Source organism: Streptomyces sp. NA04227, assembly GCF_013364195.1.
Taxonomy (GTDB): Bacteria; Actinomycetota; Actinomycetes; order Streptomycetales; family Streptomycetaceae; genus Streptomyces.
In genome coordinates this window covers 2,835,807-2,859,857 of the sequence record NZ_CP054918.1, presented here as the reverse complement: position 1 = coordinate 2,859,857, position 24,051 = coordinate 2,835,807, and the positions used below count along the sequence as shown (strand labels likewise).

The window sequence follows — 24,051 nt, the reverse complement described above, 5'->3', positions numbered from 1 at the left end:
ACGATGGTGACCTTCGCACAGGCGCAGGAGCGCGCCGAGGAGTGGATCAACGCCGACGTGCCCGTGTACCAGCACCGCGAGGTGCGGGTGCGCGAGTTCGACCTGGGCTTCGTGGTCTGGGCGGAGAACCGCGCGGGCCAGGTCCGCGGCGACGGCGGCGGCCAGCGTCTGGTGATCGCCCGGGACAGCGGCGACGCGACGCTGTGGCCCTCGCTGCCGGTGGGTGAGGTCATCCGCCGGTACGAGGAGGAGTACGGGACGAAGGACGCCGCCGCGGAGCCGGAGCCCGCGCCGCCGCAGCGCGTGGACCTGAACCAGACCTCGTTCCTGCTCAGCCCGCCGGAGTGGCTCCAGGAGGCCGCGGACAAGCTCGGCATCGGGGACAGCCGGGGCGGGGCCTCGGCGAACTCCGGTGCGGGGAGCGGGAGTTCGGGTGCCGGTTCGGCGAGTGCCGGGGCCGGTGCGGGAGCCTCCGGGGCCGCTTCGGGGTCCTCGGGTTCGTCCGGCGGTACGGGTGGTTCGCTTTCCTCCGGCGGTACGGGCGGTACGGGCGGTACGGGCGGTTCGCTGAGTGGTGCCTCCGGTGGCAGTGGTGCCTCCGGTGTTCAGGCACCGTCCGGGGCTTCGGCCGCGCCGGGTTCCGTATCCGCGGACGCGCCCGCGGCGCCCGCCACGCCTGACCCCTCGGCGGCCTCCGCAGCGGCCGCCTCCGCCGGCGCCCCGGCCTGGCCCGCCGCCGCGGGTTCGGACGACGGTGGTCCGTCCGGCGCCTCGTCGCCCGCCGGTACGGGTTCCTCGGGCGGCGCACCTGCGCCCGCGCCCTCGTCGTCGAGCGCCGCCCATGCGTCCCCGGCCGCGTTCCCCGCCGCCTCTTCGGACGCGACGCCGTGGGCCGGTACGGACACCAACGCCGAGTCGGAGGAGGACCGTTCGGTCCCGCTGCCCGCGACGGTGTTCGCGCCGCAGTTGCAGGACCCGGCGACGCCGCCTCCGCCGTCCGTCTCCTCGGAGGCGAAGACCGCGCTGATCTCGGGCGGCAGCCAGCTCCCGGCGACCGCGATCGCGCCCGCGCTCGGCCTGCCGGGCAATCCGGCGCAGCCGCCCGCGCACGGCACTCCGCCCCCGCCCGCGCACGGCACCCCGCCGCCCCCCGGCGCGCACGCCCCCGGTGCCCCCGCTCCCTCGGGTGCGCCCACACCTCCGCCGCAGGTCCCGTCCCCCTCCGGTGACATCGCGGACGCGGCGACCAGCAAGGCGACGCCCCCGCCGCGCAAGTCGCGGGGCGGCACGCCTCCGCCCCCGCCCGGAGCGCCGGGTGTGCCCGGTGCCGGTTCCGGTGCGACGCCCCCGCCCTCGGGCCCGGGCGCCCCGGGTACCCCGGCCGGAGGCTACGTACCGACGCAGCTCGTCTCGCAGTTGCCCGACAGCGCCGCGACGCCCCCGCCCGGGCAGCCGGGTGCGCCGGGTGCGCCCAAGCCTCCCGGTGCGACTCCGCCTCCGAGCGGAGGTGTCCACCAGGCAGCCACGATGCTGGCCGACCCGAGCCAGGGCGGCATGGCGATGCCGAAGCCGCCGGGCGTGCCGAACCCTCCCGGTTCCACTCCGCCCCCCGGCGCCCCGCCCGCGCCCGGCTCGACCCCGCCGCCCGGTGCGCCGCCCGCCCCCGGCTCCACCCCTCCGCCGGGTGCCGCTACTCCTCCCCCGGGTGGAGGCGTCCACCAGGCCGCGACGATGCTCGCCACCCCCAGCCTCGGCGGTGCCCCGCTCCCGCCCGGCCCCGCAGCCCCGGGCATGCCGCCGGGCGCGCCCGGCGCACCCGGAATGCCCCCGGGCGCTCCCGGCATGCCGCCGCCCGGCGCCCCGGGTATGCCCCCGCCGGGCGCCCCCGCCACCCCGCCCCCCGGCGCCCCGGGCATGGGCATGCCCCCGGGCCAGCCCGCCGCGTACGGTTATCCGCAACAGCCCGGCGGCCAGCCGATGGTGGGCCCCGGGTATCAGGCCGTCCTGCGCTACCGCGCGGCCGACGGCAGTGAGCAGCAGCTCATCCGGCGCAGCGCGCCGGGCACCCCGCACCCGGAGTGGCAGATCCTGCACGAGCTGCGGGCGATGAACGTGCCGCCGCAGCAGGTCCTCGAACTGCACACCGAGCTGGAGTCCTGCGAGCTGCCCGGCGCCTACTGCGCGCGGATGATCCGGGAGAACTGGCCGCAGGCGCGGATCACCTCGATCGCCCCGTACGGCAGGGACCACGCCTCGCGCCGTCAGGGGATGCAGCAACTGCTCGCGCACCAGGGCGAGTTGCACCAGGTCGCGGACGGGCCCGCGCGTCCGGCGCCGGTCCGGCCGCCGATGCCTCCGGTGCAGCCGCTGCCGCCGGTACCGCCGGAGGGCGTGGCCCAGGAGCTCGGGCAGGCGTTCGGCCCGAACATCTTCCGCTTCGAGCAGCACGCGGTGGCCCGTCAGGGTGTGCCGGACGTGGTGGCGGCGACCTTGGTGTGGGCGGGCCTGCCGGTCGACATGGGCCCGTTCTTCTGGGCGCAGGCCCAGCCGGGCCGCCCGGTGCCGACGCTGGCCGAGATGGCGGCCGAGCGCGCGGTGCCCGCGCTGCCGGACGCCGGTTCGTACCTGGTGATGGGTTCGGACTTCGGCCGGGCGATCTGCGTCCAGTACGGCACGGCGCACATCGTGGCCGTCCCCGTGGAGCACCAGCCCGGTCTCGCGCCCCCGGCCCCGCAGTACGTGAACAACTCGCTGCCGGAGTTCGTGCGCTGCATGGCTCTGCTCGGCCGGATGTGGCGGCTGCGGTTCGGCCTCAACCAGGAGCAGGCGGCCCGCTGGACGATGGACTTCCAGGTGCAGCTCGCCCAGCTCGACCCGACCGCGCTGGCCTCCGAGGAGAGCTGGTGGTCGGTGCTGGTGGAGCAGATGTGGGACGGACTGCTGTAGCGGCCCTGCCGTAAGGGGGGCGTCGCAAGCGGCGCGGCGCTCGGACTGCGAGGCGGTCCGGGCGCCGGGATCATGCGGGCATGAGTACGCAGCCGCTGCCCGAGCCGCAGCCGCCCGGCGCGGCCCCGCCCGCGGACCGGCCGCGCCGCGGCGGCCGCTGGCCCCGCCGGGTCCTGGTGACCGTGCTCGTCCTGGTGCTGCTCCTGCTCGGGTACGGGATCGCCCTGTACTTCTGGGCGGGCTCCAAGCTGCACACCACCGACGCCTTCGCCCGCTACCCGGGCCGCCCGGACACCGGCGAGGGCACCAACTGGCTCCTGGTCGGCTCGGACAGCCGGGAGCGGCTGACACCCGAACAGCGCAGGAAGCTCCACGTCGGCGGCGAGCACGGGCAGAACACCGACACGATCATGATCCTGCACTACGGCAGCAGCGGCCCCTACCTGGTCTCACTGCCCCGGGACTCGTACGTCGCCATCCCCGGCCACGGCCGGGGCAAGATCAACGCCGCCTACGCGCTCGGCGGCCCCCGCCTGCTCACCCGCACCGTCGAACAGGCCACCGGCCTGCACCTGCACCACTACGCCGAGGTCAGCTTCCTCGGCTACGTACATGTCGTGGACGAACTCGGCGGCGTCCGCATCTGCGTACCGCGCGGCGGTCTGCACGACGAGAAGTCCGGCGCCGACTTCGACGCGGGCTGCCAGGAGATGAACGGCACCCAGGCACTTGCGTACGTACGGGCTCGTTACAGCGACCCGCAGGGCGACCTCGGCCGGGTCAGGCGGCAGCGGCAACTGGTGGGCGCGGTCGCCGACAAGGCGCTGAGCTTCCCGGTACTGGTCAGCCCCTGGCGGCACATCCCGTTCACGGAGAGCGCCCTGGACGCCCTGACCGTGGACACCGGCACCGGCATCGCCCCGCTGACCCGGATGGGACTCAAGACGAAGGACCTCTCCGAGGGCAAGGGCGCGACGACGACCGTACCGATCGGCTCGCAGACGACGATCGCCGGAGTCGGCGACGTCGTCCTGTGGGACGAGGCGAAGGCGAAGCGGCTGTTCCGCGCACTGCGGGAGGACGAGCGGTTGCCGAAGGGGTGAGGCGGCGGCGCCTCAACGGCCGAGCAGCACGCGGGAGTTCAGCCCTCCGCCGCCTCGGCCGCTTCGGCGCTCCTGGAGGGTTCGGGCTTTCCCTGCACCCGTGCGCCCGGGTGGCCGGTCTCACTGGCGAGTACGGGGAAACGGCGCGGGGCGAGCAGGAGCAGGGCGAGCAGGGCCGCGCCCGCCGCCGCGGCGGCGCCGAGGAAGACCGAGTCGACGGCGGCGTCGACGGCGTGGCGCAGGGCCGCCGTGACCTCGTCGGGTTCCTCCAGGGCGCGGTTGACCGATTCCAGGTCGCCGGGGCCGCCGGAGTCGCGCAGCCGGTCGGACAGTACGTGGTTGGCGATCGCGCCGAGGACGGCGGCGCCGAGGGTCTGGCCGATCTGGCGGCAGAAGAGTATGGAGGCGGTGGCGGTGCCGCGTTCGGACCACGGGACGGTCGACTGCACGCCGACGATCAGCGGCAGCTGGAAGATGCCGAGGGTGGCGCCGAGCAGCAGCATCAGCAGCGCGGGCTGCCAGGCCGCGCCCGGGTAGGGCAGCGACTGCCAGGCCAGCAGCACGAGCAGCGACCCGCTCATACCGAGCAGCGCCGAGTTGCGGAAGCCGACCCGCGCGTACACGTGCTGGGCGAAGGCGGCGGAGACCGGCCAGCTCAGCGTCATCCCCGAGAGTACGAACCCGGCGGCGATCGGGGAGAGGGACAGGACGGCCTGGGCGTACGTGGGCACGAAGACGGTCGGCGCGACCATGAGGACACCGAGGGCGCCGAGTGCGAGGTTGGCGGCGGCGATGGTGCGGCGGCGCCACACCCAGCCCGGTATGACGGGCTCGGCGGCGCGGCGTTCGACGACCACCAGGAGCGCGGCGAGCGCGAGGCCCGTGGCGAACAGGCCGAGCGAGGGCGCGGAGAACCAGTCCCAGGCGACGCCGCCCTGCACCAGAGCGGTCAGCAGCACGCCGCCGCAGGCGAAGACGGTGAGCGCGCCCGCCCAGTCGATACGGGGGCGCGGGCCCGCCGGGCGGCTCGGCTCGTGCAGTCCGCGGACCAGCAGGAGCAGCGCGAACGCGCCGACGGGCAGGTTGATGAGGAAGATCCACCGCCAGTCCGCGTACGCGACGAGCGCACCGCCGATGGCCGGTCCGGCGACCGCCGACAGCGCCCACACGGTGGACAACTTGGCCTGGATACGGGGGCGTTCGCGCAGCGGGTACAGATCGGCGGCCAGTGTCTGCACGGTGCCCTGGAGGGCGCCGCCGCCCAGGCCCTGGACGATACGGAAGGCGATCAGCGCGGCCATGTTCCAGGCCAGCGCGCACAGCAGCGACCCGGCGAGGAAGAGCAGGCTGCCCGCGATGAGGACGGGGCGGCGGCCGAAGGTGTCGGAGAGCTTGCCGTAGACGGGCAGGGAGACCGTGACGGCGAGCAGATAGCCGGAGAACAGCCAGGAGAAGACGGAGAACCCGCCGAGGTCGCCGACGATCTGCGGGACGGCGGTGGACACGATGGTCGCGTCGAGCGCGGGCAGCGCCATGGTGAGCATGAGCGCGGCGACCACGGCCCGGGTCGGCCGCCGTATGTGAGCGCCTCCGTCGTCCGAACCGCTGTCCGCACCGCCGTCCGTACCGCGGTTGGTTATGCCCTCGGTGTTGCCCTCGGTTCCGCCCTCGGCTCTGTCGTCCGTACCGCCCCTCCCGGAGTCCGCCCCCATTCCCCCCGCACCTCTCTCCACCCGCGTCCACCCGTGTGCATGCCGCGTACACCTTCTCATCCGGGCAGGCGGGAGCCCAGAGGCCGAGGAGCGGAGGGCCGCCGGATGGGGCCCGGGCGGGTGTGCGGGTGGACACATGGGTGGAGGTGGTCCCTGAGAAAGGTCCACCGAGGGGTGGAGTCCCCTAGGGGGATGTCAGTACTTGGGACCGGGGGCGGTTCGTACCGCCGGAGGACGAGGGAGTGTCACGGCACTCCTTAACCTGGCTTTACCTGAGCGGAAGGGGCGGGCCCCAGGGCCCGGGGTGGGGTTTTCCTCAGGAAAAGACTGCGCCGAGCACCAGGGCGCAAGACCCCACCCGCCGACCAGACTTGAGTACACGACGCGGGCGGAACCCGGAGCCGCCCGCGGCCGAAGCCACCACGCAGGCCCGCACGGGCCGGGTGCCGACGGCGAACAGACCCCGAGTGCCCACCCGCCTCGGACTCCGGCGCACGACAACGAAGTCCGCATGTTCCACACGACGAGGAGAATCACCGTGACTACGGCTGTGACCATTCCCAGGGACGGGGGCACTGGAGGGCGTACGGCCGTTGCCGCACGAGCGCGGCAGGTCGTGAAGGCCTACGGCTCCGGTGAGACCCGCGTCGTCGCCCTCGACCACGTCGACGTCGACATCGCCCGCGGCCAGTTCACCGCGATCATGGGCCCCTCCGGCTCCGGCAAGTCGACGCTGATGCACTGCCTCGCGGGCCTGGACACCGTCAGCTCCGGCCAGATCTACCTGGACGAGACGGAGATCACCGGCCTCAAGGACAAGAAGCTGACCAGGCTCCGCCGGGACCGGGTCGGCTTCATCTTCCAGGCGTTCAACCTGCTTCCGACGCTGAACGCGCTGGAGAACATCACGCTGCCGATGGACATCGCGGGCCGCAAGCCCGATGCCCAGTGGCTCAACCGCGTGGTGGAGACCGTCGGTCTCGCGGGCCGCCTCAAGCACCGCCCGACCCAGCTCTCCGGCGGTCAGCAGCAGCGCGTGGCGGTCGCCCGCGCCCTGGCCGCCCAGCCCGAGATCATCTTCGGCGACGAGCCGACCGGAAACCTCGACTCCCGCGCGGGCGCCGAGATCCTCGGCTTCCTGCGCAGGTCGGTCACCGAACTCGGCCAGACCATCGTCATGGTCACCCACGACCCGGTCGCTGCCTCCTACGCCGACCGCGTCCTCTACCTGGCCGACGGCCGCATCGTCGACGAGATGCTCAACCCGACCGCCGAGCAGGTCCTGGACCGCATGAAGGACTTCGACGCGCGGGGGCGCACGTCATGACCGTCATGAAAACCTCCGTGCGCAACTTCCTCGCGCACAAGGGACGTATGGCGCTGTCCGCGGTGGCGGTCATGCTGTCGGTGGCGTTCGTGTGCGGCACGCTGGTGTTCACGGACACCATGAACACGACGTTCGACAAGCTGTTCGCGGCCACCTCCGCCGATGTGACGGTGCTGCCGAAGAACGCCACCGACCCCGACCAGCTGCCGGAGAACGGCAAGCCGGAGTCGCTTCCGGCGTCCACGGTCGACAAGGTCCGCAAGGCCGAGGGAGTGCGTTCCGCCGAGGGCGCGGTCTCCAGCATGAGCGTGACCGTCGTCAACAACAAGAACAAGAACATGGGCCCCAGCAACGGCGGCCCCACCATCGCCGGCAACTGGACCAAGAACGACCTGCGGGCCATGGAGATCTCCTCCGGTCACGCACCTCAGCGTGCCGGTGAGGTGATGGTCGACTCGGACACCGCCGACAAACACGACCTCAAGCTCGGCGACGAGCTGCGCACCATCTCGGTCGTCGGCGACCACCGGGCCAAGATCACCGGTATCGCCTCCTTCAAGGTCACCAACCCCGGCGCCACGGTCGTCTACTTCGACACGCAGACCGCACAGCGCCAACTCCTGGGCACCGCCGGCCGGTTCACGCAGGTGAACCTCGCCGCCGAAGCCGGGGTGACGGACGACGCGCTCAAGGCGAAGGTCTCCACCGCGCTCGACGGCGGCTTCAAGGTGCAGACGCAGAAGGAGAACGCCGACGCAAACCGTGAGGGGATCAGCCAGGTCCTCGACATCATGAAGTACGTGATGCTCGGCTTCGCCGGTATCGCCGTCCTCGTCGGTGTCTTCCTCATCATCAACACCTTCTCGATGCTGGTTGCCCAGCGCACCCGCGAGATAGGTCTGATGCGGGCGATCGGTTCCTCCCGCAGGCAGATCAACCGCTCCGTGCTGACCGAGGCGTTGCTGCTCGGCATCGTCGGCTCCGCGCTGGGCATCGGCGCGGGTGTGGGCGTCGCGATCGGCCTGATGAAGCTCATGGGCTCCATGGGTATGGGGACCTCGACCGAGGACCTCACGGTGCTGTGGCCGACCCCGGTCGTCGGCATGACGCTGGGCGTACTCGTCACGGTGTTCGCCGCCTACAGCCCCGCCCGCCGTGCCGGGAAGATCTCGCCCATGGCCGCGCTGCGGGAGACGGGTCTGCCCACCGGTGGCCGCGCGGGCAAGGTGCGCGCTGTGATCGGCCTGGTCCTGACCGCCGCGGGCACCGCCGCCCTCTACGCGGCGGGTACCGCCGACGAGGCTAAGCCCGCCTCGTCGATGCTCGGCCTCGGCGTACTGCTGACCCTGGTCGGCTTCGTCGTCATCGGCCCGCTGCTCGCCAGCGCCGTGGTGCGTGGCCTGGGCCTGGTGGTACTGCGGATCTTCGGCCCGGTCGGCCGCATGGCCGAGCGCAACGCCCTGCGCAACCCGCGCCGCACCGGCGCCACCGGCTCCGCCCTGATGATCGGCCTGGCCCTGGTGGCCTGCCTGTCGGTGGTCGGCTCCTCGATGGTGGCCTCGGCGGAGGACGAACTCGACAAGTCGGTGGGCGCCGACTTCATCGTTCAGGGCGGCATGCAGGGTCTCAACAACGGTGTGAAGGAGTCTTTGGCGAAGGCGCCGCACGTCGCCTACGTCACCGACTACAAGCAGGTCCCGGCGAAACTGACCACCCCTGACGGCAAGACCGATCAGGCGGATCTGGTCGCCGCGGACCCGACGTACGCCAAGGACCTGCGTCACGAGACGGTCGGCGGAACGCTTGCCGATGCCTACAAGGCCAACGCGATGTCCGTCGGTGAGAGCTACGCGAAGAAGCACAAGCTCAAGGTCGGCGACACGATCACCGTCGACTTCAAGAAGGGCGACACCGCCAAGCTGAAGGTCGCCGCGATCACCACCGAGGAGGGCAGCCTCGACAAGGGTGCCAAGTACCTCAATCTCCAGACGGCGAAGCGATACGTACCCGCCGACAGCATGCCGCTGAGCGAGATCATGTTCGCCTCCGCCGTCGAAGGCAAGGAGAAGGAGGCGTACAAGGGCCTCAAGGCGGCGATCGCCGACAACCCGACGTACAAGGTGCAGAACCAGGCCGACTTCAAGGAAGACCTGAAGAAGCAGGTCGGCCAGCTGCTCAACCTGGTCTACGGCCTGCTCGGGCTCGCGATCATCGTCGCGGTCCTCGGTGTGGTCAACACCCTGGCCCTGTCGGTGGTCGAACGCACCCGGGAGATCGGCCTGATGCGCGCCATCGGCATCTCGCGCCGCCAACTGCGCCGCATGATCCGCCTGGAGTCGGTCGTCATCGCCCTCTTCGGCGCCCTGCTCGGCATCGGCCTCGGCCTCGGCTGGGGAGCCACCGCGCACAAACTCCTCGCCCTTGAGGGACTCAAGGTCCTGGAGATCCCCTGGCCGACCATCGTGTTCGTGTTCATCGGCTCGGCGTTCGTCGGCCTGTTCGCCGCCCTGTTCCCGGCCTTCCGGGCGGGACGGATGAACATCCTGAAGGCGATCGCTACGGACTGACCGGCAGCGGCCACCGCTTACGCGGTACACGGTCCACCACCACGGGGGAACGGGGGACAGGCCCGGTTCCGAGGCAACTTGCCTCGGGGCCGGGCCTGTTGGTGTGTGCGTCGCGTCCGCGCCGGGGTTGCCTACTGGGCGAGGTGGTCGAACTCGCCTGCCTTGACGCCGAGGATGAAGGCCTTCAGGTTCTGGGGGGTGGTGGTGACGACGGTGGCGGGGTCGTCGGATTCACGGAGCTTTATGGTGCCGTCTTCGGCGGGGGCGAGGTAGAGGCAGTCGGATGCCTGGGCGCTGTAGGAGGACTTCTGCCAGTTCAGGGTGGGCACGACATTCTTCCTTGGGTCAGATGCTTTGCGCGATACGGCGGATGATGCCACGCGACTCGTCTTCATCGAGAGCGCACTTCTGGATGCGCGTGAACACCTGGCGATACCAGTCAAGTTGAACCTGAGTGTCCCGGAACTCTGATTCGGTGTCCGTGTCGATCTGGATGGTGTCCAGATGTGGCACTTCCCCACCCAGGTTGGTGATCCCGTGGCCCGCGATGGAGAACGTGCCTGCGCCGAACGGGACAACAGCGACCTTGATGTTCTTTCGCTCGCTCATCGCGAGCAGGTGCTCAAGCTGTGCGCGGGCAACTCTCGGCCCACCAAAGCCCATGCGTAGCGCTGCCTCATGAACGATGGCGGTATAGGGGGCCGGTCGTGCTCCGTACAGGACCGCTTGCCGCTTGATCCGGAAGGACACTCGGTGCTCGATCTCGTGCGGCGGGCGATTCGGCAGAGCCTCGGTCATCAGCGCGTGAGCGTGGTCGCGGGTCTGAAGTGGGCCGGGGATGTGGAGAACGGTGATCGTCCACATGGACGTGGCGTGGTGCTCCAACTCAGCCAGGTCGAGCATCGACGCCGGAAACATGTCCCGGTACTCGTCCCACCAACCTCGCGTGCGCCCGCCCGTGTAGGAAGCCAGCGCTTCGATCAACGTCTCGTCCGTGCACATGTATGCGCGAGCCATGACCCGCACTCGCTCAGCACTGACCGGGTAGTTGCCCGACTCGGTGTTGCTGATGCTCGACTGCGACTGTCCGAGCAACTGCCCGGCCGCGGTGGCGCTGAGTTCGGCTTGCTCGCGCAGACGCCGCAGCTCAGCCCCCAGACGACGTTGACGGATCGTGGGCGGGAGTTTCAGGCGGGCCATTGTCGTTCCTGTTCCCTCCGGGCGCGGGCGTGCGGGCTGCGTGTCACACGAACGTGGAGTGTTATGAAGTATTGGAGCGTTTATAGGTCATGGGTCATCCCATGTCGGTACCCTAATTCAAGTTCAGGGTGCGGGGATCGCCGCTCTCTTCGAGTGGCCCCGCCTGCCCAACTCCTCCTCCCGACAGGGGATTTCCATGGCCAACGTAACGCCGGACGCCTCCGACGACGCGGCTTCCGCCGAGCCCTTCACCTCCAAGGGGGCCCCGCCCGCTCAGGACGTACTCGACTTCGACTTGGACGAGGGACTGCGCAGCCTCGTCCTGGACACCGCCCCGCGCCTGTTCGCCGTAGTGCTGGAGTTCGGCCGGGGCACCGCCGACGCCGACGGGGTGGTGATGGCCTGGGGGCTCGCCGACGAGGACGGCAGCGCCCGGGTCATCGACGTGGACGGCAGGCGCACCCTGCATCTGTCGTCGCCGGAAAGGGCGTTGCGGTGGTACTGCGGGGTGGACGGCACGCGAGCCCGTCTCGTATGGCTCGCCGAACCCGACTCGGCAGTGCTCGATGAGAGCGAGAACGAGGTGTCGCCGCGTGCCGAAGCCGCCTGAGGGGTCGGATCGTCAGCGCCCAGCACGCGCTCTGAACGCGTGGGCACCCGAAAGGAGTTCAGGCGTAGCATCGCTCCGCTGCTCCTCGCCGGCCGACGTCGAGGAAGGGGCGCGGTGAGTCCGCATCAGAAGAAGCAGATGGCCAAGGCCTTACGCGAGGCTGAGAAGGCGGGCTTCGAAGTCAAAGAGGTCCATAACGGCCACGTGTGGGGATACGTGATCTGCTGCGCTTGTGGGGACCGTGATCGTGTCGATTGCACCCCACGCAGCGCCGACAATGCCGCAAAACGCATCAACGACTTCGTACGCAAGCACACCAAGCGACACGGCTGAGCGGGAGAGACCATGCGCGAGTGGGAGTTCACCCTCATTCTCGACCGGACGCTGACCGAAGCGGACCTACAGCCCTTCGCCGAACTGGGAGAAGATCTCGGCGACCCCGCCAACGGCTCACTCGGTTCGACATTCGGAGGCGCGGAGCCGTCCGAGTGCCACTGCTTCACCCCCGGCGTCTCCCTCCTCGACGCCGTGATCCGCGCAGCCTCCGCCATCTACGAGCACCTTGGCGCGCGCACTGTCCGTATCGAGGTGGACGAAGAGCACCGCTCCGACCTGGACGGGCTCGCGACCGTCGCGTGATCCCCGTTCACCGCCCCGGCCCTCAGCTACCGCCGCGAAGGACCTCTCTTGCCCGTCCCGCACAACATCCCCGCCGAAGCCGAACTCTGGGACGCCTACGCCCTGTCCGTGTTCAAGGACGATGCGGAACCGGTCTTCAACTGGACTCAGTACGCGGGGCACGGCCCCGGACCCGAACTCCTGGGCGACGCGAGCACGGTGCTGGAACTCGGCTGTGGAACCGGCCGGGCACTGGCTCACCTCGCCACCTGTGGGGTCCGTGGCCGAGGGGTGGATCTCTCCTCGGTCATGGTCGAGAAGACGAACGCGAGATGGGCCGAGTCCGGTGCGACTTTCGTACAGGCGGAGGTACTTGAGTACCTGGCCGCGCACGACGAGACCTACGACGCGGTCTACAGCATCTTCGGTGCTGCCTGGTTCACCGACCCGGGCAGGCTGTTCCCACTGGTCCGGGAGCGGCTGAACCCGGGCGGCACGTTCGTCTTCTCGCAGGCTCCGGCCATCCCCGGCGCCTACGGTCCGCAGGGCATGTACAAGGGCGGGTTCGCGGGCAAGGCGATGTTCACCTACCGCTACGGCTATCGGCCCGCTGTGTGGGAGCGGTTCCTCACGCGTGCCGGTTTCGCCTCGGCGAAGGCAGAGGTGCTGGACGCGCCCGAGGCCGGTCACATTGGGACGCTGATCGTGCGGGCGGGACGTTGATCGTGCGTGCGGTGGCCCGACGCGTGACCCGTGACGACAACGGGCGGCAAAGCGAAGGCAGTTGAAGCTGCCCGGCTGCGCCGCAGGCGTCAGTGGCGACGAGGCCGGGGCGTCAAGCCGTCGAGGTCAAGGGCGATGTCGAAAGGCACCGGGCGCCGCAGGGTGCCGCGATGGATACCGGCGGCCACGTACGTCTGCGTCGGCTTGTCGAGTTCGTAGATGTGGATGACAGGTGCGCCGTCCTCTTCCTCGACGCACCAGTAGTGGGGGATACCGGCCTCCGCGTACTTGCGGAGTTTGACGGTGCGGTCGCGGTGGGCCGACTCGGGAGAGACCACCTCGATGACCAGCTGTACGTCCTCGGGGGCGAACCAGGTGCGTTCCGGGTCGTAGGGAGCCGTGGTCGTCAGCAGGTCGGGTTCGGGGCGGGTGCGCGCGTCGAGGCGGATGGTCATCTCCCGCTCGACCTCCACGCCCTCGGGCGCCATGTCCATGAGGGTCGTGGTCAGGGCGGTGACGACGCGGCCGTGCCAGGACCGCTGCGGGGACATCATGAAGACGAGGGCTCCGTCGATCAGCTCGGTGTGGCGCGGCGCCTCGGGGAGGCGGTCGAGATCCTCCGCGAACCAACCTTCCTCGCGCGGCGGGCGCATCCAGTCGGGCAGTGGCTCGGTCATGGGTCAACCCTAGCGTTGCGCAAAGAAGGCGGACGGGAAGTGGCAGAGGAGGGGCGGAACCGCAACCCCTGTGGACAAAGAGGCCGCCGCTCACGCCATTCACTCACCGTCCACACTCGGTAACCATCGGCATCTCACCCTCCCTGTGGACAGCGCGCCCGCCCCCGTCAAGCCCGTCGTAGTCTTGGACTTCCCGTCACGTCCTGCGTGAGGGGCGCTCGTGCTGTCCGTGTCGGTCGGTCCTACGCCTCGCGCGGCTCGCACCTCGCCGCACACAGGCACGTGCGTGGATACGCGTACGTACACGTGCGTGCGTACGACCACCCGGATCAGCGCCACCTGGAGCCGGACCCCCACGGCCCGGCTCCACGACCAGAGGGAAGCGAACGTCCTCATGAGCCTCACCGGTCTGCTCGACGCCGTAGTCAAGGACGCGGCACTCACCGAGGCGGTGACGGCTGCCCGGGACGGCAACCGGATGCACGTCGATCTGGTCGGTCCGCCCGCCGCGCGGCCGCTGGCGCTCGCGGCGCTGGCGCGCGACTGCGGGCGTACGGTGCTGGCCGTCACCGCGACCGGGCGGGAGGCCGAGGATCTGGCCGCGGCGCTGCGCAGCCTGCTGCCGCCGCAGGCCGTCGTCGACTATCCGTCCTGGGAGACCCTGCCGCACGAACGGCTCTCGCCGCGCTCGGACACCGTCGGGCGCCGCCTGGCCGTACTGCGCCGCCTGGCGCACCCGAGCGCCGACGACCCGGAGACCGGGCCGGTCTCGGTGGTCGTCGCGCCCATCCGCTCGGTGCTTCAGCCGCAGGTCAAGGGGCTGGGTGAGCTGGAGCCGGTGGCGCTGCGCAGTGGGCAGAGCGCGGACCTGGAGGAGATCGTCGAGGCGCTGGCGGCCGCGGCGTACGCGCGGGTCGAACTCGTCGAGAAGCGCGGTGAGTTCGCGGTGCGCGGCGGGATTCTGGACGTGTTCCCGCCCACCGAGGAGCATCCGCTGCGGGTGGAGTTCTGGGGCGACGACGTCGAGGAGATCCGGTACTTCAAGGTCGCCGACCAGCGGTCCCTGGAGGTCGCCGAGCACGGGCTGTGGGCGCCGCCCTGTCGGGAGCTGCTGCTGACCGCCGAGGTACGGGGGCGGGCCGCCGCGCTCGCCGAGCGGCACCCCGAACTCGGCGAGCTGCTCGGCAAGATCGCCGAGGGCATCGCGGTGGAGGGCATGGAGTCGCTCGCGCCGGTCCTCGTCGACGACATGGAGCTGCTGCTCGACGTACTGCCGAAGGGCAGTATCGGGGTGGTGTGCGACCCCGAGCGGGTGCGTACCCGCGCCGCCGACCTGGTGGCCACCTCGCAGGAGTTCCTCCAGGCGAGCTGGGCGGCGTCGGCCGGGGGCGGGGAGGCGCCGATCGACGTGGGCGCGGCCTCGCTGCGCTCCATCGCCGACATCCGCGAGCATGCCCGCGAGCTGGGCATGCCCTGGTGGTCGGTCTCGCCGTTCGCCGCGGACGAGGACCTGGCCGTCAGCTATGCCGACAGCACCACCCCGGACACCCTCAAGCTCGGCATGCGCGCCACCGAGACCTACCGGGGCGACACCGCCCGCGCCCTTGCCGACACCAAGCAGTGGCTCGCCGACGGCTGGCGCACCGTGTACCTCACCGAGGGCCACGGCACCGCCGTCCGTACCGTCGAGGTCCTCGGCGGCGAGGGCATCGCCGCCCGCCTGGACGCCGACCTCGACGCGCTGACGCCGTCGGTGGTGCACGTCTCCTGCGGCTCGCTCGACTACGGCTTCGTCGACCCGGCGCTGAAGCTCGCCGTGCTCACCGAGACGGACCTGTCCGGCCAGAAGGCGGCGGGCAAGGACGGGCAGCGGATGCCCGCCCGGCGCCGCAAGACCATCGACCCGCTCACCCTGGAGACGGGCGACTACATCGTCCACGAGCAGCACGGTGTGGGCCGCTACATCGAGATGGTGCAGCGCACCGTGCAGGGCGCCACCCGCGAGTACCTCGTCGTCGAGTACGCGCCCGCCAAGCGCGGCCAGCCCGGCGACCGGCTCTACATCCCCACCGACCAGCTGGAGCAGATCACCAAGTACGTCGGTGGCGAGGCGCCCACCCTGCACCGGCTCGGCGGCGCCGACTGGACCAAGACCAAGGCGCGCGCCAAGAAGGCGGTCAAGGAGATCGCCGCCGACCTGATCAAGCTGTACTCGGCGCGGATGGCCGCGCCCGGCCACGCCTTCGGCCCGGACACCCCCTGGCAGCGCGAGCTGGAGGACGCCTTCCCGTACGCGGAGACGCCCGACCAGCTCACCACCATCGCCGAGGTCAAGGACGACATGGAGAAGACGGTCCCGATGGACCGGCTGATCTGCGGCGACGTCGGCTACGGCAAGACCGAGATCGCGGTGCGCGCCGCCTTCAAGGCCGTCCAGGACGGTAAGCAGGTCGCGGTGCTCGTGCCCACGACGCTGCTTGTGCAGCAGCACTTCGGGACGTTCTCGGAGCGGTACGGGCAGTTCCCGGTCAGCGTGAAGGCGCTCAGCCGGTTCCAGACCGACACCGAGGCCAAGGCCACCCTGGAGGGAATGCGGGAGGGCGCGGTCGACATCGTCATCGGCACCCACCGGCTGTTCGCCTCCGAGACCAAGTTCAAGGACCTCGGCCTGGTCATCGTCGACGAGGAACAGCGCTTCGGCGTCGAGCACAAGGAACAGCTGAAGAAGCTGCGCGCCAACGTCGACGTGCTCACCATGTCGGCCACCCCCATCCCCCGTACGCTCGAAATGGCCGTCACCGGCATCCGCGAGATGTCGACGATCACCACCCCGCCGGAGGAGCGCCACCCGGTGCTCACCTTCGTCGGACCGTACGAGCAGAAGCAGATCGGCGCCGCCATCCGCCGTGAACTCCTGCGCGAGGGCCAGGTCTTCTACATCCACAACCGGGTCGAGTCGATCGACCGTGCGGCGGCCAAGCTGCGTGAGATCGTGCCCGAGGCGCGCATCGCGACCGCGCACGGCCAGATGTCCGAACAGGCCCTGGAACAGGTCGTGGTGGACTTCTGGGAGAAGAAGTTCGACGTGCTCGTCTCGACCACGATCGTCGAGTCCGGCATCGACATCTCCAACGCCAACACCCTCATCGTCGAGCGCGGCGACAACTTCGGCCTGTCCCAGCTGCACCAGCTGCGCGGCCGGGTCGGCCGTGGCCGCGAGCGCGGCTACGCCTACTTCCTCTACCCGCCGGAGAAGCCGCTCACCGAGACCGCGCACGAACGCCTGGCCACCATCGCCCAGCACACCGAGATGGGCGCGGGCATGTACGTGGCGATGAAGGACCTGGAGATCCGCGGCGCGGGCAACCTGCTCGGCGGCGAACAGTCCGGGCACATCGCGGGCGTCGGCTTCGATCTGTACGTACGGATGGTGGGCGAGGCGGTCGCCGACTACCGGGCCTCCCTCGAAGGCGGCGTGGAGGAGGAGGCGCCCCTGGAGGTCAAGATCGAGCTGCCGGTCGACGCGCACGTCCCGCACGACTACGCCCCCGGCGAGCGCCTGCGCCTGGCGGCCTACCGCTCCATCGCCTCCGCCAATACCGAGGAGGACATCGCCGCGGTACGCGAGGAACTCACCGACCGCTACGGCAAGTTGCCCGAACCCGTGGAGAACCTGCTGCTCGTCGCCGGGCTTCGGATGCTGGCGAGGGCGTGCTCGGTGGGCGAGATCGTGCTGCAGGGCAACAACATCCGGTTCGCGCCGGTGGAGTTGCGCGAATCGCAGGAGCTGCGGCTGAAGCGTCTGTACCCCGGCACGGTCATCAAGGCCGCTGCCGGGCAGGTGCTCGTACCGCGCCCGAAGACCGCGAAGGTGGGCGGCAAGCCGGTGACGGGACGCGAACTCCTCAGCTGGACGGGGGAGTTCCTCACCACGATCCTCGGGTCGTAGCCGGTAGCCGGTAGCCGGTAGCCGGTAGCCGGTAGCCGGTAGCCGGTAGCCGGTAGCGGGGCGCGAGGGCGGGTGCGCGTACACGGCCGCGGTCGTTGGCCGGAAAGGGGTTCGAGGGCTTCGCGGTGCGCTGGCACAGTGGCGGACCATGGATGACTCCGAGCTTGTGACCGCTGCGGACATACGGCTCATGCAGGGCCTGGCACAGCGGGTCACCGCCGTCGGCCCCGAACTGGTGAACGCCGACGCCACGTGCGGTGAGCTGGCCTGGAACTGGGGGAAGGGACACGCGCGGTACGGCGACGGCTGGCCGCGTCGGCTCTGGTTCGCCGCTGACGAGCTCGTCGCCTGGGGCTGGGCCCAACTCCCGCACCGGGTAAGGCGAAACGACGGCTCGGTGAGGGACGTCACCGGCGCCAACCTGGTGTACCAGGTCCATCCCGCTCACCGTGCGCTGGTGGACGAGGTCATCGACTGGTACGACGCTGTGGCGGCCGGTGCCGAGCGCACGGTGGTGGCCTCACTCGCCGACGAGTTCGCTCTCGAGCGATGGGCCGCGCACGGCTACGAGACCGATCCGGCCTCGCTCGGGGACAAGGGCTTCTGGACCCAGCTCAATCTGCGCGAACTCGGCGACGACTACAGCCGCAGCCACAATCACAGCCACAACCACAACAAAGCCCACGACCTCGGGGGCGGGAGCGACCCGCACAACCCCGCCGGCCAGGGCGAGTTGGAGCGGCCGGTGCTGCCGCACGGCTTCCGGTTCCGTACCGCCGAGGAGGTCGGGCCGCGGGCCGTGGTCCAGGCCCATGTGGACGCCTGGGCCCCGTCGTCGTATTCGGCCGAGTCGTACGAGGGGGTACGGACGACTTCGCCGTACCGGGCTGACCTGCATGTTCTGGTGGAGGCGCCGGGCGGGACGATGGCCACCTCGACGATCATGTGGCTCGACGAGGTGAACAGGACCGCCCAGTTCGAGCCGGTCGGCACCCACCCGGACTACCGGCGGCTCGGCTTGGCACGGGCGATGCTGCTGCACGGGATGCACTTGGCCCGGGCGGCGGGGGCCCGCCGGATGACCGTCGTCTGTCTGGGCGCGCCGGGGCATCCGGCGGCGCGGGGGCTGTACTACAGCGTCGGGTTCCGGGAGATCTCGCGGGACGCGGCGCTCATCAAGGCGGCAGGGGTGGGGAGTTGAGCCTCCGGTCGCGCTTGGTCTTCGTCCTGCCGCCGGGAGCTGGCCCCGGGAGCCGGCTGCCAGGTGCGCCAGGACTCAGCCGCCGGGGCGGAACAGCATGGTGGCGAGGTCGGCGAACACGTCCTCGGGGTCCCGGTCGCCCACGGGTGCGTCCAGATTGTGGCTGAGCAGCAGTGTGGCGAAGCCGTGGGCCAGGGACCAGGCGGCGATCGAGGCAAGCCGGGCGTCCTGCCCGCGGTCCTCGGGCGGTAGCCCCGCCACCGCCTCCCGCAGTCTGTCGCCCGCCGCCTCCCGGGCCCGTGCCAGTTCCGGGTCGTCGGCGCGCAGCAGGTCCGGCGCGAACATCACCCGGAAGTGCGCGGGCCGCTGCCGCGCGAAACGTACGTAGCGCACGCCCGCCTCCCGCAGCCCGTCCGCGGCGCCGAGCGCGTCGGCGAGCAGGTCGAACCCCTCGGCGGCGATGGCGGTGAGCAGCCCGGTGCGGTCGCCGAAGTGGTGGGCGGGCGCCGCGTGCGAGACCCCCGCCCGCCGGGCCAGATCCCGCAGGCTCAGCGCCGCGGGCCCGTCGGCCGCGATCACCTCCAGGGCCGCGGCCAGTACCGCCCGGCGCAGATCCCCGTGGTGGTAACGACGGCCGGTGGATGGGGAGTTGGCGGCGTCGGGGGACTCGGTGCCGGGGGACTCGGTGTCCGGGGCGGGGTCGGTGGCCGGGGCTGAGGCGGCTTTACGGGGCATGGGGCCAGCGTACGCAGGATCTAGACGTTGACAAGTTTCTGGTTCGGGGCGCAATCTAGTCAGTGACAACATTGGGTGCGAGGGCTTGGTTCGCCCCGATGGCTCGGCAAGCACGGCACAGGCACGGCAGAGGAGTCGTCATGCGGCAGCAGCAGGAGCATCGGCAGGTGGAGCACGGATCCGAGCGTGCGGAGCACGGACCCGGAGCGGTGGCGGTGGCGGACGGCGTCGCGCCGGTGACCCCCGCGGACGCGCGGCGGATGTGGCATCTCTTCGAACCGGTGCACGCACTCGTCTACTACGCGCCCGAGGTGGACGAGGAGATGGCGGCGCTCGGTTACCCGGGCGGCGACCGCTGGCCGCGTTACTTCCCGCTGCGTGCCGCACCGCTCGGCGCGGTCGGAGCGACGTCCGTGGCCTCCGCCTTCTACAGCCTCGAACCGGGCATGGTCGCCCAGAACATGGCGGCTGCCTGGGACCGGGTGAGTCCCACCGAGGTGATCGCGGCCCGGCTGCGGGGCATGGAGCGGACGTATCGCAGGCTCTTCGGGGAGCGGCACGAGAGCCCCGAACTCACCCAGGCGGCACGGCTGTTGGGGCTCGCGGCCGAGGCGGCGCCGCTCGCGGGACGGCCGCTCGCCGCCGCCAACGCGGCCCTCGGTCTGCCCGAGGAGCCTCTGCCACGGTTGTGGCAGGCGGCGACCGTACTGCGGGAGCACCGGGGCGACGGGCACCTCGCGGCGCTGCTCACCGCCGGGCTCGACCCGGTGGAGTCCCTGGTCTCCTTCGCGGCGGTCGGCGCGGCCTCACGCGAGGTCTTCAACAGTCGTGGCTGGAGCGACCGGGAATGGGGCGCCGCACGCGACCGCCTGCACGAGCGCGGCCTGGTCGCCGCCGACGGCACCGCCACGGCCGAGGGCCGCGCCCTGCGCGCACGGATCGAGGAGCAGACCGACGTCCTCGCCCTGGCCCCCTGGCAGGCACTCGGCGCCGAGCGCATGACCCAACTCGCCGATCTCCTCGGCGAGTTCTGGGTCGCGGCCATCGGCTCGGGTCTCCTCCCTGCGGAGAACACCCTGGGCATCGGCAAGGTCTGAGTCCGATCCGCCCGGTCTGAGTCCGATCCGCCCGGTCTGAGTCCGATCCGTCCTGGCCGGAGCCTGATCCACCCCGGCCGGAGACCGATTCACCCCGGGGCGACGGGCTACCTTGTGCCCGACACCGGAACGGAACACGGGCGAGGGCCAGTTGAAGCAGCGCAGGGGCACATCGGCGTATGGGTGGGGAAGTTGGGCGTACGTGCGTCGCTGCGTGGCCGTGGGTCTCCTGCTGTGCGGGGGACTCGCCTCGGCTGCCTGCGACGGCCTTCCCGGCGAGGGCGGGCAGGAGCCGCGCCCCAGCGGCGGCGAGAGCGGGCCCGGCGGCGGCCCGGACTCCGGCCGGGCGCTCAGTCCGCTGGCCAATCCGCGCGGCACCGGGCCGGGGCTCGCGCCCGTGACCGGCCACGACGGCACCGCGGCGGCCCTGCGCACCATCGAGAAGCTGGCCACCAAGGGGCGCGGGCCCAGGACCGGCTACGAACGGGACGAGTTCGGGTACGCGTGGCTGGACACCGCCGACGGTGTACCGCTGGCCCGTAACGGCTGCGACACCCGTAACGACCTGCTGCGGCGCGACGGCGAACGGATACGGCTGCGCTCCGGATCGGACTGCGTGGTCGTCGCCATGACGCTGCACGACCCGTACACCGGCAAGACCCTCACCTGGCGCAAGCAGCGGGCCGCCGCCGTGCAGATCGACCACGTCGTACCGCTGTCCTACGGCTGGCAGTTGGGCGCCTCCCGCTGGAGCGCGGACAAGCGCCGCCAGTTCGCGAACGATCCGCTGAACCTGCTGCCGGTGGACGGACCCACCAACTCCGCGAAGGGCGACTCGGGCCCCGCCTCCTGGCTCCCGCCCGCCAAGGGCATCCGCTGCGCCTACGTACTGCGCTTCGCCCAGGTCGCCGAGAAGTACGCTCTCTCGGTCACCTCGGCGGACAAGAGGGCGATGACGGCGCAGTGTTCCGGGTGAGGGGGCGGAGTCCGGCCGCCCCGTGAACTTGCTTACGGGGCAGGGGAATTGAGCCGCCGTGCAGCCGTCTGTGCCGCAGTTCGTGCAGTCTTCCGTGCAGCAGTTCGTGCAGCCGTTCGTAGGGAGAAGAACCCGATGCACACCGTCGTCGTCTGGTGGGATCTGGCCGAATCGGCCCAGGACATCGCGTCGTTGCGCAGGTATCTCGCCGAGGAGTCCGTCGCGGCGTTCGCCGAGGTGCCGGGACTGCGGCTCAAGGTGTGGATCGCCGACGAGGAGACGAACAGATGGGGCGCGATCCTGCTCTGGGAGTCCGTCGAGGCGGCTGGGCGGCAACTGCCCAGTCGTGCCAATGAGTTGATCGGCTACCCGCCGACCGAGTCGCATGTCTTCGATGTCGAGGCGACCGTCGAGGGGCGCTACGAGATCGAGGCGCTGGCTCTGCGGGGCCGGGCTTTCCTCTGAGACCGCCCCGGGTTCGCCGCCGGGCCCGATCAGGCCCCGGTGTCGACGAGAGCGCTCTCACTCCGGGGGGCCGCGGCCCGCAGTTCCCTGACCAGGGCGCGTACGGCGGCGGACCCGGCCAGTTCGGCGGTGGTGACATAGCCGATGCGGCGGGTCGGGCGCTTGGGGCCGAGGTCGGTGATCCCGATCGAGGGCGGTGCTCCGGCCAGGGAGAGCGCGGGCATGATCGCCATGCCGTGGCCCGCGCTCACCAGGGAGAGGACCGCTCCGTCGTCCTCGGCCTCGATGGTCGCCTCGGGGATCCAGTCCTGGGCGGCCCACCAGTCGCGGGTGTAGGAGCCGCAGTTCTCGGCCCAGTCGACCAGCGGCAGTGAACGCGGGGCGAGGTGACCCGCCGTGTGCACCAGGGCGTACGGATCGTCGAAGAGCCCGCTCGCGACGAGGCCCGGTGGCAGCGGCACGGAGCCGCCGAGTGTGCCGAGGGCTATGTCGGCTTTCCCGTCGGCCACTTCGCCCGCGGTGCCGCGTCCCACCTCGCGGACGATCCGTACCCGTGGATCGATCCCGGGGTGCCGGGCGCGCAGCCGCTGAAGGACGGGTGGCAGCAGGTGGAGCGCCGCGCTGCGGAAGGCCGCGATGCGCAGTGGCCCTTGCGCCGCGTCGGAGTGCGCGGCACCGCGTGACTCGGCGATCAGGACGTCCAGCAGGCGCAGGACGCGGCGTGCGTGTGTGACGGCCTTGTCCCCGGCCGGGGTGGGGCGGGCGCCGGTGCGGCCGCGTTCGAAGAGCACGGCACCGATCTTGCGCTCGCTGCCGCGAACGGAGTGGGAGACGGCGGACTGCGTCAGGCCGAGTGTCCCGGCCGCCGCCGAGAAGCCGCCGGTGTCCGCCACCGCCACCAGTACCCGCAGTTCGTGCGGGGCGAGATCGGAGTCCGTCGTGCGGGCCATCGGGGCGCTCACCTCGGCGTATGAGAACTGCTCATGGAACGGGTCGTCGCATGAGCCCAACAGCCTGCCCACCGGCCGCATTCCCGTCCTACGGTCCGGTCATGAACCAGACCGCGCTCACCGTGCGCCAGACCGCCCGACCGCACGGCTTTCCCACAGCCGAGCACTTCGCCTTCGTCGAGTCCGCGCTTCCCGAGCCGGCGGTCGGCACCGCGCTGGTGGAGAACCTCTACTGGTCCGTCGACCCGTATCACCGCGAGCTGATGGACGACGTGCCCGGCGGCTTCGCGCTCGACGCGCCGCTGGAGGGCCGTGCCGTCGGGCGGGTCGTCGCCTCGCGCACGCCGGGGCTGGCCGAGGGCGAGATCGTGTTCCACCGGCAGGGCTGGCGCACGCACGCGGTGGTCACGCCGGAGGAGATCCGGCGGCTGCCCCGCTTCGACGGGGTGCCCCTGACCGCGTACTTGAGCATCCTCGGCGGCACCGGCCTGACCGCCTACGTGGGCCTGACCCGCATCGCCCGACTCCAGGAGGGCGACGACCTGTTCGTGTCGGCCGCGGCGGGCGGGGTCGGCACGGCGACCGGGCGCATCGCGCGGCTGCTCGGCGCCGGACGGCTCGTGGGCAGCGCGGGCTCGGCGGCGAAGGCCGACCATCTCGTGCGGGAGGTCGGCTACGACGCGGTCTTCGACTACCACGACGGACCCGCCGCCGAACTCCTCGGCAAGGCCGCACCCGACGGCATCGACCTGTTCGTCGACAACGTCGGCGGTGAGCAACTGGCCGCGGCGGTAGGTGCGTTGCGCGAGTTCGGGCGCATCGTCCGCATCGGCACGATCAGCCAGTACAACCACCCCGACGCCTCGCCGCCGCGCTTCAACTACGCGGACATCGTGGAGAAGAGCCTGCGCATGGAGGGCTTCCTGGTCAGCAACTACCGGGACGTACAGGACGAGTTGTACGAGTTCGCGGTGCCGCATCTGCAGAGCGGCCGCCTCGCTCTGGACGAGACGGTGGTCGACGGGTTCGAGCACATCGTGGACGCGTTTTTGGGCATGCTGCGGGGCCGCAACACCGGCAAGATCATCGTGCGGGATCGTAGGGAAGTCCCGGCCGTCGGCTGACACCGGGACGTCGGGCTCTCGTCCGCCGGGGTCGGGTGAGGCGGGGCAGGGTCCCTGACTGCTGAAGTGCC

At 71.2% G+C, this 24,051-nt stretch carries 20 protein-coding genes; 14 read left to right on the top strand and 6 right to left on the bottom strand.

All coding sequences use genetic code 11. The annotated features are described in order from the left end of the window. Positions 1-3: 3 nt before the first annotated feature. On the top strand, positions 4-2,946 hold the full coding sequence (locus tag HUT18_RS12170) for an SUKH-4 family immunity protein (protein ID WP_176104453.1): 2,943 nt from the start codon (positions 4-6) through the stop codon (positions 2,944-2,946). An 80-nt stretch (positions 2,947-3,026) separates the two neighbouring features. Then, the gene (locus tag HUT18_RS12165) at positions 3,027-4,049 is read left to right on the top strand and encodes an LCP family protein (RefSeq protein ID WP_176100353.1); all 1,023 of its coding nucleotides are present in this window, start codon (positions 3,027-3,029) and stop codon (positions 4,047-4,049) included. Positions 4,050-4,087: 38 nt separating this feature from the next. On the opposite strand, the gene HUT18_RS12160 is transcribed toward HUT18_RS12165, so the two are convergent. After that, the gene (locus tag HUT18_RS12160; RefSeq protein WP_176100352.1) at positions 4,088-5,761 is read right to left on the bottom strand and encodes an MFS transporter; all 1,674 of its coding nucleotides are present in this window, start codon (positions 5,759-5,761) and stop codon (positions 4,088-4,090) included. Positions 5,762-6,299: 538 nt separating this feature from the next. On the opposite strand from HUT18_RS12160, the gene HUT18_RS12155 reads away from it, so the two are divergent. Beyond that, complete coding sequence (locus HUT18_RS12155) at positions 6,300-7,088, top strand: ABC transporter ATP-binding protein (protein ID WP_176100350.1); 789 nt, start codon at positions 6,300-6,302, stop codon at positions 7,086-7,088. Continuing rightward, complete coding sequence (locus tag HUT18_RS12150) at positions 7,085-9,655, top strand: ABC transporter permease (RefSeq protein ID WP_176100348.1); 2,571 nt, start codon at positions 7,085-7,087, stop codon at positions 9,653-9,655. The genes HUT18_RS12155 and HUT18_RS12150 overlap by 4 nt, the downstream gene beginning before the upstream one ends. A gap of 131 nt (positions 9,656-9,786) precedes the next feature. On the opposite strand, the gene HUT18_RS12145 is transcribed toward HUT18_RS12150, so the two are convergent. Together HUT18_RS12145 and HUT18_RS12140 are read right to left on the bottom strand one after the other, a co-directional pair. Beyond that, positions 9,787-9,984, bottom strand: coding sequence for a DUF397 domain-containing protein (locus HUT18_RS12145; protein WP_176100346.1), 198 nt, complete (start codon positions 9,982-9,984; stop codon positions 9,787-9,789). Positions 9,985-10,000: 16 nt separating this feature from the next. Next, on the bottom strand, positions 10,001-10,855 hold the full coding sequence (locus HUT18_RS12140; RefSeq protein ID WP_176100344.1) for a helix-turn-helix transcriptional regulator: 855 nt from the start codon (positions 10,853-10,855) through the stop codon (positions 10,001-10,003). Positions 10,856-11,051: 196 nt separating this feature from the next. Between HUT18_RS12140 and HUT18_RS12135 the strand changes: the two genes are divergently transcribed. The 4 genes from HUT18_RS12135 (at position 11,052) to HUT18_RS12120 (ending at position 12,806) form a co-directional block, all read left to right on the top strand. Then, positions 11,052-11,465, top strand: coding sequence for a hypothetical protein (locus HUT18_RS12135; RefSeq protein ID WP_254878544.1), 414 nt, complete (start codon positions 11,052-11,054; stop codon positions 11,463-11,465). Between the two features lie 114 nt (positions 11,466-11,579). Then, the gene (locus tag HUT18_RS12130) at positions 11,580-11,798 is read left to right on the top strand and encodes a hypothetical protein (protein WP_254878543.1); all 219 of its coding nucleotides are present in this window, start codon (positions 11,580-11,582) and stop codon (positions 11,796-11,798) included. Between the two features lie 12 nt (positions 11,799-11,810). Further along, positions 11,811-12,104 (top strand): hypothetical protein, encoded by a 294-nt coding sequence (locus HUT18_RS12125; RefSeq protein WP_176100342.1) that lies wholly within the window; start codon positions 11,811-11,813, stop codon positions 12,102-12,104. 48 nt (positions 12,105-12,152) lie between these two features. Further along, positions 12,153-12,806, top strand: a complete 654-nt coding sequence (locus HUT18_RS12120) for a bifunctional 2-polyprenyl-6-hydroxyphenol methylase/3-demethylubiquinol 3-O-methyltransferase UbiG (RefSeq protein WP_176100341.1) — start codon at positions 12,153-12,155, stop codon at positions 12,804-12,806. Between the two features lie 89 nt (positions 12,807-12,895). Here HUT18_RS12120 and HUT18_RS12115 read toward each other — a convergent pair whose 3' ends face one another. Then, positions 12,896-13,483: a Uma2 family endonuclease gene (locus HUT18_RS12115; RefSeq protein WP_176100339.1), complete on the bottom strand. Its 588-nt coding sequence runs from the start codon at positions 13,481-13,483 to the stop codon at positions 12,896-12,898. A 394-nt stretch (positions 13,484-13,877) separates the two neighbouring features. Here HUT18_RS12115 and mfd point away from each other — a divergent pair, with 394 nt between their 5' ends. After that, a complete protein-coding gene (gene mfd, locus HUT18_RS12110; protein ID WP_176104450.1) occupies positions 13,878-17,432 on the top strand; it encodes a transcription-repair coupling factor in 3,555 nt (1,184 codons plus the stop codon). A 148-nt stretch (positions 17,433-17,580) separates the two neighbouring features. Beyond that, a complete protein-coding gene (locus HUT18_RS12105; protein ID WP_176100337.1) occupies positions 17,581-18,633 on the top strand; it encodes a GNAT family N-acetyltransferase in 1,053 nt (350 codons plus the stop codon). Positions 18,634-18,708: 75 nt separating this feature from the next. On the opposite strand, the gene HUT18_RS12100 is transcribed toward HUT18_RS12105, so the two are convergent. Continuing rightward, complete coding sequence (locus HUT18_RS12100; protein ID WP_176100335.1) at positions 18,709-19,368, bottom strand: TetR/AcrR family transcriptional regulator; 660 nt, start codon at positions 19,366-19,368, stop codon at positions 18,709-18,711. A gap of 260 nt (positions 19,369-19,628) precedes the next feature. Between HUT18_RS12100 and HUT18_RS12095 the strand changes: the two genes are divergently transcribed. The 3 genes from HUT18_RS12095 (at position 19,629) to HUT18_RS12085 (ending at position 21,906) form a co-directional block, all read left to right on the top strand. Next, positions 19,629-20,465, top strand: a complete 837-nt coding sequence (locus HUT18_RS12095; protein WP_176104449.1) for a hypothetical protein — start codon at positions 19,629-19,631, stop codon at positions 20,463-20,465. A 214-nt stretch (positions 20,466-20,679) separates the two neighbouring features. Next, positions 20,680-21,441: an HNH endonuclease family protein gene (locus tag HUT18_RS12090; protein ID WP_176100333.1), complete on the top strand. Its 762-nt coding sequence runs from the start codon at positions 20,680-20,682 to the stop codon at positions 21,439-21,441. Between the two features lie 135 nt (positions 21,442-21,576). Next, positions 21,577-21,906, top strand: coding sequence for a hypothetical protein (locus tag HUT18_RS12085; protein WP_176100331.1), 330 nt, complete (start codon positions 21,577-21,579; stop codon positions 21,904-21,906). A gap of 29 nt (positions 21,907-21,935) precedes the next feature. Here the strand turns inward: HUT18_RS12085 and HUT18_RS12080 are convergent, their stop codons facing one another. Continuing rightward, complete coding sequence (locus tag HUT18_RS12080) at positions 21,936-22,856, bottom strand: LysR family transcriptional regulator (RefSeq protein ID WP_176100330.1); 921 nt, start codon at positions 22,854-22,856, stop codon at positions 21,936-21,938. A gap of 101 nt (positions 22,857-22,957) precedes the next feature. Here HUT18_RS12080 and HUT18_RS12075 point away from each other — a divergent pair, with 101 nt between their 5' ends. Continuing rightward, positions 22,958-23,980 (top strand): NADP-dependent oxidoreductase, encoded by a 1,023-nt coding sequence (locus HUT18_RS12075; protein ID WP_176100327.1) that lies wholly within the window; start codon positions 22,958-22,960, stop codon positions 23,978-23,980. Positions 23,981-24,051: the final 71 nt, after the last annotated feature.